Origin of the sequence: Amycolatopsis oliviviridis, assembly GCF_014654365.1 — a bacterium.
Taxonomy (GTDB): domain Bacteria; phylum Actinomycetota; class Actinomycetes; order Mycobacteriales; family Pseudonocardiaceae; genus Amycolatopsis; species Amycolatopsis oliviviridis.
In genome coordinates this window covers 1,320,515-1,331,891 of sequence record NZ_BNAY01000001.1, presented here as the reverse complement: position 1 = coordinate 1,331,891, position 11,377 = coordinate 1,320,515, and the positions used below count along the sequence as shown (strand labels likewise).

Genomic DNA, 11,377 nt, shown 5'->3' with positions numbered 1-11,377 from the left:
CTGTGGAGTCCACTCGAGTTGATCGCTGGCTGTGGGCCGTCCGGCTCACCAAGACGCGTCCGGATGCCGCAGCCGCTTGCCGCGGCGGCCATGTCCGCGTGAACGGCAAACCCGCCAAACCCGCGACCACGGTCGTGGCGGGCGACGAGGTGCGTGCCCGGGTCCACGACACCACGCGGATCCTGGAAGTGACGCGGGTGATCCAGAAACGGGTCGGCGCCGCCGACGCCGCGACCTGTTTCATCGACCGGACGCCCGCGCCGCCGCCCGAGTCCGCCGTGCCGGTCGCGCGGCGGGAGCGGGGCGCGGGCCGCCCGACCAAGCGGGAACGCCGGGTACTCGACCGTTTCCGTTCTGGAGAACACTGAACCGTTCACATACATGGACGGTATTCACATTCGTTGACGGGTGACAGGCACGTGAACTATAAAGGCTGAGTCCGGGTGTACACGCCGCAACACCTTCCGTCAGTCCGTCACGGAGGTTTCGGGTGTCCCGAAAAGGTCCTCTTCGTCGTGCCGTCCTACCGGCGGTCGCCGCCGTGGTCGCCACCGCCGCACTCCTGCAGGTACCGCCCGATGTGGCGGAGGCAGCGCCGGGACCTGGCGCGCTGCCTGGTCTCGACCTCGGCGCGGCCAATCGCCGCGCACCGGTCGCGGGGCTCTACGACTGGTCCAAGGCCGGATACCGGGGCGGCGCCGCGCTGCCCGGCTCCGGTGAGGTTAATCCGAACGCGACCTGCCAGGTCACCGCCGCGGAGCTGGCGAGCCAGTACAACGTCAAACCCGACGACGGCGCCGACGACACGAACGGGATCCAGGCGGCGATCGACGGCGTCAAGAGCGCGTGCTCGCCGTCCGGGAGCTACACCAAACTGAGCACGATCACCTTCCCGTCCGGCCGGTTCGACGTCACACACGAGATCCACGTCGACGCCGACTACCTGATCCTGCGCGGCGCGGGCAAGGACGCCACCAAGTTCGTCTACAAGCCCGACGCGAACACCCTCTACGACGCTCTCACCCCGGATGGTTCCGACTGGGACGAGGACGGGATGACCTCGGGCGCGGGCAAGGGCGGCTGGCTCTGGCCCGGCCGAGGGCTCTTCCGCGTCCAGTCCAGGGGAGTGAATTCGTCCTACGCGAGCGACTACGCCTCGGCGCCCGCCAACCGCAAGGACATCTTCGAAGGCACGGTCAACGTCCACTGGAAGGCCGGGGTGAAGCTGCGCGGCAAGCCGGGTGACACCGCGTTCTCCGCCAGGATGGGGGACAAGGTGGTCCACCTGGCGAGCAGCGGCGCGCTGACCTCGCTCGCCGCCGGGAATCTGGTCAACATCCGCGCGGCCAACTCGCAGAAGTTCTACGAACAGCAGCAGGCGACGCCGACCACGTTCCCGTTGCTGAACATGCACATGCGCCAGCAGATCTTCACGATCGCGGCACTCGACACCTCCGCACGCACCATCACCCTCGACAAGCCGCTCGAATACGACGTCCCGGTGAACTCCACGTCGGACGGCTCGGCTCCGATCGAGGGCGCCACCTACGACTCGAAAGCGGCGCCGCTGGTCGACCCGGTGCTCGGCGTCGGCTTCGAGAACCTCGGCTTCACCCAGGACATGCCGGGCCTGAACCCGGCGGAGGCGAACAACAACTACGGAAACATGGCGCCCGCCGCGGAGATGCACGGCATCGTGTTCAAATGGGCGGCGAACTCCTGGGTGCGCGGCATCCGCGCGGACATGACCGGTTCGCATCCGATCGTCACCGAGGAGGCCAAGAACCTCCAGATCGTCGACAACGAACTCAACGGCTCCTGGAACAAAGGCAAGGGCGGCAACGGCTACTTCCGCGGCTCCCGGGTCTGGGATTCGGTCTACGCCGGCAACACCTCGACCCTGTTGCGGCACTTCACCTTCCAGTGGTCCGCCTCGGGCAACGTGGTGATCGGCAACTCGTTCGACTCCGATCTGAACCTGCACGGCGGCTGGGAGCGCAACAACCTGTTCGAACTCAACACGGTCAAGGTTCCGTACGCGCATCGCTCCGGAAACTGCCGGGCCAATTGCGGCGAGGAGGGTGGCGGCGGTCCCGACGACTCGAACTGGTTCCCGATCTGGTGGGGCGCGGGGAAGAAGGCCGTCAAGTGGTCAGGCGCTTCCGGCTACCGCAACGTGTTCTTCAACAACGCGATGACCAAACAGCTCGCGGACAACGGACCGTATGACGACTTCTACGCCGACCGGCACCGCGTCTACTCCTTCGGGTGGGACGGCAGCGCGTACAAGCACCTCGACGTCGGCGGCACACCGATCGCCGACTGGGCGAAGAACGAGCAGCGGGACTACACCGGCGGACACGGGGTCGACGCGTCCAAGACCGACGCCGCGGCTTCGCTGTTCCTGAAGTCCGTCGACGGGACTCCGCCGTCCTCGTCGACGGGCCGGACCTCCACCCCGACGACACCCACTTCGACGACACCGACCACTACGACCTCCTCGAATCCCGGCGCCTGCCTGACGGCGGCGTTCGCCCGTAAGTCGGTGTGGGACAACGGTTACGGCGGCGGGTTCACCGTCACCAACACCTGTTCGGCCGCGGTGGGTTCGTGGACGGTCGAGTTCGACCTGCCCGCCGGGACGGCGGTCACCAGTTCGTGGAGTTCGGTGCTGACCAAGACCGGCCAGCACTACCGCTTCGGGAACGCGACCCACAACGGAAGCGTCAAACCCGGCGGGACGGCGACGTTCGGCTTCAACGCCGCCGGTCAGGCACTCCCGGTCGCGTGCACCATCACCGGAACGAAATGCGGAGGCACGGAATGACGAGGAAACGACTGCTCGCCGCGTTCGCGGCCATGGCGTCGGCGGCGGGCCTGTTCGGCGCCGTCGTCACCGCCGAGGCCGCCGCGCCCAGCCTGTCCGCCACATTCGCCCAGGGATCGGTCTGGGACAGCGGATACGGCGGGAAGTACACGCTGTCCAACGCCGGGGATGCGACCAGTACACAGTGGACGATCGAGTTCGATCTTCCCGCCGGTACCGCGATCACCACCTCGTGGAGCTCGGTCCTGACCAGGACCGGACAGCACTACAAGGTCACCAACGCCGGCTTCAACGGCACGATCAAACCCGGCGGGTCGGCGACGTTCGGCTTCAACACCACCGGGCTGGGCCTGCCGACCGGGTGCACGGTCAACGGCAGTCCGTGCGGGGGAGGGGCACCGACCACCACCCCGACGTCACCGACCACCACCACGACCACGACCACGAGCAATCCGCCGACGACCACCAGCGTGCCCGCGGGGGACGTCGTCGACGTGAGCACCGCGACGCAGCTGCAGGCCGCGCTGGCCGCCGCGAGCCCGGGGCAGACGATCCGCCTGGCCGCCGGGACCTATCGAGGTTCGTTCGTCGCCACGAAACCCGGGACGGCCGGCGCGCCGATCACGGTGACGGGACCGTCCACGGCGGTCCTGATCAACGACGGCCCGTCGGGTGAGGCACCGTCCTGCCCGGCGCCGACGGCAGGCTGGGACTCCGGGTATGGATTCTGGCTCTACGGCGCACCGTACTGGCACCTGCAAGGCTTCACCGTGCAGGAATCCAAGAAGGGCATCGTCGCCGACAACTCGCACCACACCGTGATCGAAGGCGTGCGGGTCCATCGGATCGACGAGGAGGCCGTCCACTTCCGCCGTTCCTCGGCCGACAGCGTCATCCGCGACTCGACGATCAGCCACACCGGTCTCGTGCAGGCGGGTTACGGCGAAGGCGTCTACCTCGGCTCGGCGAACTCGAATTGGGCGTGCCACGGCAACTCCGGCGGAGTCGACCGGAGCGACCGGATCCAGGTCCTGAACAACCACATCGGACCGTACGTCGCGGCGGAGGGCATCGACGTCAAGGAAGGCACCGCGGACGGCGTCATCCGGGGCAACACCTTCGACGGGCAAGGGGTGTCCGGGCAGAACTCGGCCGATTCCTGGGTCGACGTGAAGGGATTCGGGTATCTCATCGAGGGCAACACCGGCACCTTCGCCTCGCCGGGGACGTTCGCGAACGGCTACGAGACGCACAACCCCGGGACCACCCCGTCGTTCCAGAACGGCTGCGGGAACGTCTGGCGGGACAACAAGTCCGATCTCGGCGGCGTCGGCCAGTACGCCATCAAGATCACGTCGACGTCGAAATGTTCGGAACGGCCCAACGTCGTCTACGCGTCCAACACCGTGTCGAGGGCGGTGAACGGGCTGACGAACGTCCCCGTGACGCTTTGACGGACGCCGGTGGCGGGAGCGGCGCGGCTCCCGCCACCGGCGAGTCAGTCCCGGATCGCGGTGATCGCGACGGTCGCGTAGCGGGTGGTGAACCGGCCGCCCATCCCATCGATCACCGCGCCGACCTCGGCGAGGATCCTCTGCTGGACAACGGGTTCGACCCAGGTGAGCGAGCCGAACGTGGGGAGCTGGTCCAGCCATTCACCGCGGGTGTGGATCCGCTCCCAGTCGTGACGGCTTCGCTCCGGCTCGCCGAATCCGCCCGCTTCACGCAGGCCGTCGGCGGCCTTCTCCAGCAGTGGTCCGTACGGATCGGCGGACTGTTTCGGCACGTTCCTGAGGTCGATCGGGGCGTCCGGCACGTGCCGCCGGTACGCGTCCGCCAAGGCGTCGCTGACCTCTTCCGGTGGTTCGGGCACGTGCCAGAACGCTGACCAGACTCCGCGCGGCCGCAGCACTTCGGCGGCCTTGGCGGCGCCCGCCAGCGGGTCGACCCAATGCCAGGCCTGTCCTGAGACGAGCAGGTCGAACCGGCGTCCGGCGGGTTCCCAGGTCTCGAACTTCGCGTCCTCGACGTCGATCCCGCTCCGGCGGGCGAACTCGGCCATCCGCTGGTCCGGTTCGACGCCGAGGACGTGACAGCCCGCCGCTCGGAACTGGCGTGCTTCGATCCCGGTGCCGACGCCGACGTCGAGGGTGTCGGCACCGGGTGCGGTGGTGACGAGGTGTTGGATGAGTTCCGGGGGATAGGCGGGCCGGGTCCGGTCGTAGCGTTCGGCGTCCACGCCGAAGGATTCCGCGGCCTGTCGATAGCGGTGAGGCTCTTGCCCCGAAGGTAGAGTGGGCATGCGCCCACCTTAAGTGGGCACGTGCCCACTCGTCAACGCAAGGGAGCCGTATGCCGACCGGGGTAGCCTTGCGCGCCGTCCGCGCGCAGTTGTTCGACGCCGCCGAGCGGGTCCTGCTCCGCGACGGGCCGAGCGGCCTCACCAGCCGAGCCGTGACCACGGAGGCGGACTGCGCGAAAGGCGTGCTGCACCGGCATTTCGACGATTTCGACGGCTTCCTCGCCGAGTTCGTCCTCGACCGGATCGAGAAACTGGAGGGAACAGGCCTCCGCGAGGCCGTCGGCACCGGAACGGTCGTGGACAACCTCACGTCGGCGCTCACGGCGGTGTTCGCGTCGGTCGCGGTCGCGATCGTCCCGCTCGTGATCTTCCGCGACGAGCTTCGCGCCCGGTTGCGCCGCGAGTGGCCCGCCGGGATCCCGGTGCTGACCCAGGCCGCGGAGATGATCGGCGCCTACCTCAAGGAGGAACGCGACCAGGGCAGGATCGCCGAGGACGCCGACGTCGAGACGCTCGCGGCCACGCTCATCGGCGCCACGCATCTGCTCTTCGCCGACCGCACCGCACCCGCGCCCGAGGTCGCGCAGGTGCGGAAGGTGGTGGAAACGGTGGTCGGGGCATGAAAAAGGCGGCGAGTCCTCAGTGGACTCGCCGCCTCTTTCGGACGGTCAGGACTGCGCGGCGGTGACCGTGTGCCGCAGCAGCAGCGACGTCGTGACCGGGCCGACGCCGCCGGGGACCGGCGTGATCGAACCAGCGATGCCCTCGACCGCGGCCTGGTCGACGTCGCCGACGAGCCCGCCTTCGGGTGTCGGGTTGGTGCCGACGTCGATCACCACGGCGCCGGGCTTGACGTGGTCCGCGCCGACGAAGTGGGCGCGCCCGACGGCCACGACCAGGACGTCCGCCGTCTTGGTGACCGACGAGAGGTCCTTGGTGCGGGAGTGGCAGACGGTGACGGTCGCGTTCTCGCCGAGCAGCAGCAGCGCGGCGGGCTTGCCGACGACGGTCGAGCGGCCGACGACGGCGACCTGGGCACCGGACAGGGCGACCTGCTCGCGCTTCAGGATCTCCAGGACCGCGGCGGCGGTGGCCGGCGCGTAGGTCGGGAGACCCGCGGTGAGCCGGCCGAGGCTGACCGGGTTCGCGCCGTCGACGTCCTTGCGCGGGTCGATGTGCGCGCCGACGTCGTCGAGCGTCACGCCTTCGGGCAACGGGGTCTGGCAGATGATGCCGTGGACCGACGGGTCCGCCGACAGCTTGTCGAGTTCGCGGGTGACGTCCTCGCCGGTCGGCTTCTCGAGCTGGACCACCCGGCAGTCGACGCCGACCTTCTTCGCGGCGCGCTCGATCGAGCGCACGTACCAGGCGGTGGCGTCGTCGTCGGTCGGCACGAGCACGGCCAGCGTCGGAGCGGTGCCCGACTCACGCAGCTTGGCGGCGGTCTCGGTGACCTCGGCGGTGATGGCGGCGGCGATCGCGCGCCCGTCGATCAGGGTCATCGGGCGAGCCTTTCGCGGACCTGGGTGATGAGGACGTCGGCGCGTCCGGCGGCGGGGAGGTACTCGGCGAGGCGGGCCTCGGTCTCCTTGCGGAGCTGCTCGTCCGCCATCGACGCGAGGTTGACCTCGACGTTGACGACGCCCGACTCGAGCGCCGACTTGGCGGAAGAGGCCGCGACCGCGATGTCGGAGATGACGTTGGTGTTGGCGCCTTCGAGGATCGAGGCGGCGACGTCGATGACCTCGGCGGCGAGGGCGGCCGTGCGCAGCGGGACCTCGGCGGCGCCGACGAGGGCGGCCTGGATCGCGGCCGTACGGGCCTTCTTCTCCTCGTCGGTGGCCTTCGGGAGCTTGTACGCGGCGACCACCGCGTCGAACGCGGCGGCGTCGTCGGCGGCGAGGCCGAGCGCGCGGCCGCGGAGGTCCTCGGCCTTGCCGAGAGCCTCGGTCATGGTGGCTTCGTGCTCGGCGTACTTCGGCTTGCCGATGGTCAGGTTGCACACCATGGAGACCAGGGCGGCACCGACCGCGGCGTTCATCGCGGCACCCGCGCCACCGCCGGGCGTCGAGGCCTTCGAAGCCAGCTCGTCGAGCCACTGACCGACCGGTTGAGCCTCCACGCGTTGTTCCCTTCCCACTGGTTTCGCCGTCGCGCCGAAGCCTACCCGGGGGTTCCCGGACAGCCCGAAGGCCACCTTCACGACGATCAACGCCGGTGAAGGTGGCCCTGAGGCAGCGGGGTCAGGACCGCTGGTACTCCTCCCAGGTGAGCTTCGGCGAGACGGAGGGGCCGTCGTCGGAACCGCGGCCGGCGAGGCCGTTGTAGCCGAGGTAGTAGTCACCGGCCTGGTGCTGCGCGCCGGACGAGAGGTCCGGATCGGACAGCGCGATGGCGTGGATGTGGTAGGCGAAGCCCTGGGCCGGAGTCCGGACCCAAGCCGCGAAGCCCACCTGACGGAGCTTCTTCGCGACGTCGGTCCGCGTGGCCGAGGACATGCCCTCGACGCCGATGTCCAGTGCGCCGCCACCGTCGTGCGTACCGGCCGAAGCGCCGACGCCGCCGGGGTTGTACGAGCCCTGCGTGATGGTGAGCTGCCTGCCGAGCAGGCCCTCCGCCTTCACCAGCATCGCCTTGGTGCGGGTGTTCATCGTCTTGCCGTGGTAGGTCAGCCGGCTGCCCGCCGCGACCGTCGCGGTCACCGTGTACCGGCCGTCACCCAGCTTCTCGAGCGACGTCTTGCCCGGCAGGCCGGAGGCGTCGATCCCGGTGTAGCCCAGCGATTTCTGGTAGCTCGAATACGCGGTGATCGTCGACGTGCCGAAATGGCCGTCGACGTACTGCTGGTCGAGCAGTCCCTTGGCGGCCAGCGCCTGCTCCACGAGCAGCACACTGTCCTTGGCGCCCGGAGTCAAGGCGCTGTCGGCCCGGCGCGGGTCGATCTGCGCGGCCTTGAGCACCGCTTCCATGCTGGCCGCGGGCAACGCGGCCGCGGTCACTTCGGCACCGGCCGGTGCGGCCACGCCGAAGGAGAGCGCGGTCGCTGTCGCGACCACGGCAACCTTGGTCAACAATTCCTGCCTCCTGAACGAACTCGACCCGTAGTGCGGCCAGCATGGGCAGGACGAATACAAGGGCCATACAAACGAACTTTTCCCGGATACGCGGATTCGCCCGGTCGGGTGTCGCTCCGGCGAAACCGGGGGTGACCTGATAAGACTTCCCGTGGACGCCGAAAGGTCTGGATCCCATGGTGCTTCGTACTTCGCCACCCTCGAGGGCTCATCTCAGACTGCTCGCGGAGGCCGACTCGGCCCCGCCTGCCCGGCGCCGGGATTTGTACGCCGGAATCGCCGACCGGCGGCTGGCCGCGATCCTCGCCGCCGAAGACGTGGCCGAGGAACACGGGCTGAGCGCGCACGTCCGGACGACCTGTTACGTCCACCGCTGCTGGGTGCACCAGTGCGTCTCCGATCCGATGCACGTCCTGATCGTCACCGGGCACCGGTGGTGCCGCCGCTGCGATCGCACGGTCGACGTCGAGGTCGACGAGACCTTCCCGGGATCGGTCGAGCTCTCCTGCGACGGCTGCGGTGTCCCACCGGACACGACCGCGAACCGCGAGGTGCTCCTGGCCTGCCGGACCAGTCTGAGAGCCATGCACGGCGGGGAAGCTTCGACGCTGTACGTCGTCCCGGACTGCTGACCGCCCCCGTTCGCGCCGTTCGATGACCGCCGAACGGCGGTGTCGCTGTGGGCTGATAGGCGCAGTCAGTGGTTTGGACCACCACTGTTACCGAAGCGTGATCTGGACATATCTCGCGGACCGCTACTTTGTTGTGGCGCGCAACGAATTGCTTCGCCCGTGGATTTCCAACGCCGGAGGTGTCACGACGTGGACCGGATCTTTGTGCAGCCCAAACGGCGGAAAGGGGTCCGGGGCGCGCTCGCCCTCGGCCTTTCCGCGCTCCTGATCGCCGCGGGTCTCGGCGGCGCCACCGCCGCCGCCGCGGTGGACTACAGCCAGAACGCGACGTCCCTGAACGCGACCCAGGCGCAGTTCTCCTTCACGCCCGCGACGCCCGCGCGGTACGTCGACATCCACTACACCGGCGTCCCGGGAGTGGGGCAGCAGAACGTCCGCATGACCGACAACGGGGGCACGTGGCGGCACACCGTCGGTTCGCTCGCCGCCGGCACGGTGCTCGACTACTGGTTCACCTACGAGAAGAACGGGCCGCAGTACGACACCCCGCACTTCGGCTACACCCACGGCGGCAGCGGGACGACCGTCGCCTCGCCGACGTTCGACCCGCCGGGCGGCAGTTATCCGAGCGCCCGTTCGGTGACACTGTCGTCCGCTACCGCCGGTGCGACCATCCGGTACACGGTGGACGGTTCGACGCCGACCGCGTCGTCCACTGTGTACACCGGGCCGATCACGGTCTCCGCGTCCTCGACGGTTTCCGCGATCGCGCTGAAATCGGGCTCCGCGAACTCCCCGGTGGCGTCGGCGAGCTACACGATCGGATCGACGCAGGCCACCTGTCCGGCCCAGGCCGAGGTCCCGGACTTCGGCCCCAACGTTCGGATCTTCGACCCGGGTATGTCGGCGTCGTCGATCCAGGCCAAGCTCGACGCCGACTTCAACGCGCAGAAGGACACCCTGACCGCGCAGTTCACCGAGCGCCGGTATGCGCACCTGTTCAAGCCCGGTGTGTACAACGGGATCCACGACAACGTCGGCTACTACACCTCTGTCGCGGGCCTGGGGCAGAACCCGGGTGACGTCGTGATCAACGGAGACGTGACGGTCGACGCCTTCAACGAGTCGGACAAGGGCGTGGCGCTGCAGAACTTCTGGCGCTCGGCCGAGAACCTGGCCGTGGTCCCGAGCAGCGGCGCGACCCGCTGGGCCGTCGCGCAGGCCGCGCCGTTCCGGCGGATGGACATCCGCGGCGGGCTGGACCTCTTCCCGGCCAGCTACGGCTTCGCCAGCGGCGGGTACACCGCCGACAGCAAGGTCTCGGGCAAGACCGCGTCGATCTCGCAGCAGCAGTGGTACACCCGCGACAGCAGCTACGGCAGCTGGGAGGGCGGCGTCTGGAACATGGTGTTCTCCGGGACGAGCGGGGCCCCGGCGAACACCTTCCCGAACCCGCCGGAGACCACGCTCGGCACCACGCCGGTCTCCCGAGACGTCCCGTATCTCTACGTGGACGGGGGTGGCAAGTATCGCGTGTTCCTGCCTTCGTTGCGTACCAACGCTTCCGGGCCGAGCTGGGCCAACGGCGGCACTCAGGGCAGCTCGCTGCCGATGAGCCAGTTCTACGTCGTCAAGGCGGGGGACACGGCGTCGTCGATCAATAACGCCCTTTCCCAGGGCTGCAACCTGTTCTTCACGCCGGGTGTCTATCACCTCAACCAGACGCTGAACGTGACCAAGGCGAACACGGTCGTCCTCGGTGTCGGATACCCGACGTTGGTGCCGGACAACGGTGTCGACGCGATGAAGGTCGCCGACGTCGACGGGGTCCGGCTCAAGGGCCTGCTGTTCGACGCCGGGACGACCAACTCGCAGTCGCTGCTCACCGTCGGCCAGGCGGGTTCGGCGGCGAACCACTCGGCCAACCCGACGACGGTGCAGGACGTGTTCTTCCGGATCGGCGGCCAGATCGCCGGGAAGGCGACGAACAGTCTCATCGTCAACAGCCGTGACACGATCATCGACCACATCTGGGCCTGGCGGGCCGACCACGGCAACGCGGGCACCTACGGCTGGACGGTCAACACCGGCGACACCGGAGTGGTCGTCAACGGCGACAACGTGCTGGCGACCGGTCTGTTCGTCGAGCATTACCAGAAATACCAGGTGATCTGGAACGGGCAGAACGGCAGGACGATCTTCTTCCAGAACGAGATCCCGTACGACGTCCCGGATCAGGCGGGCTGGAAGAGTCCCAACGGCCTCAACGGATACGCCGCCTACAAGGTGGGGGACAACGTGAACACGCACGAAGCGTGGGGCCTGGGCAGTTACTGCTTCTTCAACGACAACCCGGCGGTGAACCTGTATCACGCGTTCGAGGTGCCGAACCGCTCCGGCGTCCGGTTCCACAACATGGTGACGGTCTCGCTGAACTACAAGGGGACCATCACCCACGTGATCAACGACGCGGGGGCGGTGACGCCGCCGGACACGCGGCCGAGCAACCTGGTGAGCTACCCGTGACGCTCGGGGCTGAAGG

Annotated in this window: 10 protein-coding genes; 6 read left to right on the top strand and 4 right to left on the bottom strand. The window is 68.6% G+C overall.

Going from position 1 to position 11,377, the window contains the following annotated elements; genetic code table 11:
- Nucleotides 1–2 precede the first annotated feature (2 nt).
- The 3 genes from IE302_RS05685 (at nt 3) to IE302_RS05675 (ending at nt 4,281) form a co-directional block, all read left to right on the top strand.
- Nucleotides 3–368, top strand: a complete 366-nt coding sequence (locus IE302_RS05685) for an RNA-binding S4 domain-containing protein (protein ID WP_026467661.1) — start codon at nt 3–5, stop codon at nt 366–368.
- A 122-nt stretch (nt 369–490) separates the two neighbouring features.
- Nucleotides 491–2,827 carry a cellulose binding domain-containing protein gene (locus tag IE302_RS05680; RefSeq protein ID WP_229907613.1) on the top strand — a complete coding sequence of 779 codons (2,337 nt, stop codon included), beginning with the start codon at nt 491–493 and terminating at the stop codon, nt 2,825–2,827.
- Nucleotides 2,824–4,281, top strand: coding sequence for a cellulose binding domain-containing protein (locus tag IE302_RS05675; protein ID WP_191252392.1), 1,458 nt, complete (start codon nt 2,824–2,826; stop codon nt 4,279–4,281). The genes IE302_RS05680 and IE302_RS05675 overlap by 4 nt, the downstream gene beginning before the upstream one ends.
- 44 nt (nt 4,282–4,325) lie before the next feature.
- Here the strand turns inward: IE302_RS05675 and IE302_RS05670 are convergent, their stop codons facing one another.
- Nucleotides 4,326–5,066, bottom strand: coding sequence for a class I SAM-dependent methyltransferase (locus tag IE302_RS05670; protein WP_229907651.1), 741 nt, complete (start codon nt 5,064–5,066; stop codon nt 4,326–4,328).
- Nucleotides 5,067–5,179: 113 nt separating this feature from the next.
- On the opposite strand from IE302_RS05670, the gene IE302_RS05665 reads away from it, so the two are divergent.
- Entirely contained in the window at nt 5,180–5,752 is a 573-nt protein-coding gene (locus tag IE302_RS05665; protein ID WP_191252388.1) for a TetR/AcrR family transcriptional regulator, read from the top strand.
- 45 nt (nt 5,753–5,797) lie between these two features.
- Here IE302_RS05665 and IE302_RS05660 read toward each other — a convergent pair whose 3' ends face one another.
- From IE302_RS05660 to IE302_RS05650, 3 genes are all read right to left on the bottom strand, one after another.
- On the bottom strand, nt 5,798–6,631 hold the full coding sequence (locus IE302_RS05660) for a bifunctional 5,10-methylenetetrahydrofolate dehydrogenase/5,10-methenyltetrahydrofolate cyclohydrolase (protein ID WP_191252386.1): 834 nt from the start codon (nt 6,629–6,631) through the stop codon (nt 5,798–5,800).
- Nucleotides 6,628–7,251, bottom strand: a complete 624-nt coding sequence (locus tag IE302_RS05655; RefSeq protein WP_191252384.1) for a cyclodeaminase/cyclohydrolase family protein — start codon at nt 7,249–7,251, stop codon at nt 6,628–6,630. The genes IE302_RS05660 and IE302_RS05655 overlap by 4 nt, the downstream gene beginning before the upstream one ends.
- Nucleotides 7,252–7,372: 121 nt before the next feature.
- Nucleotides 7,373–8,203 (bottom strand): peptidoglycan-binding protein, encoded by an 831-nt coding sequence (locus IE302_RS05650; RefSeq protein ID WP_191252382.1) that lies wholly within the window; start codon nt 8,201–8,203, stop codon nt 7,373–7,375.
- A gap of 176 nt (nt 8,204–8,379) precedes the next feature.
- Here IE302_RS05650 and IE302_RS05645 point away from each other — a divergent pair, with 176 nt between their 5' ends.
- Entirely contained in the window at nt 8,380–8,835 is a 456-nt protein-coding gene (locus IE302_RS05645; protein WP_191252381.1) for a hypothetical protein, read from the top strand.
- Between the two features lie 189 nt (nt 8,836–9,024).
- On the top strand, nt 9,025–11,361 hold the full coding sequence (locus IE302_RS05640; RefSeq protein ID WP_191252379.1) for a chitobiase/beta-hexosaminidase C-terminal domain-containing protein: 2,337 nt from the start codon (nt 9,025–9,027) through the stop codon (nt 11,359–11,361).
- Nucleotides 11,362–11,377 lie beyond the last annotated feature (16 nt).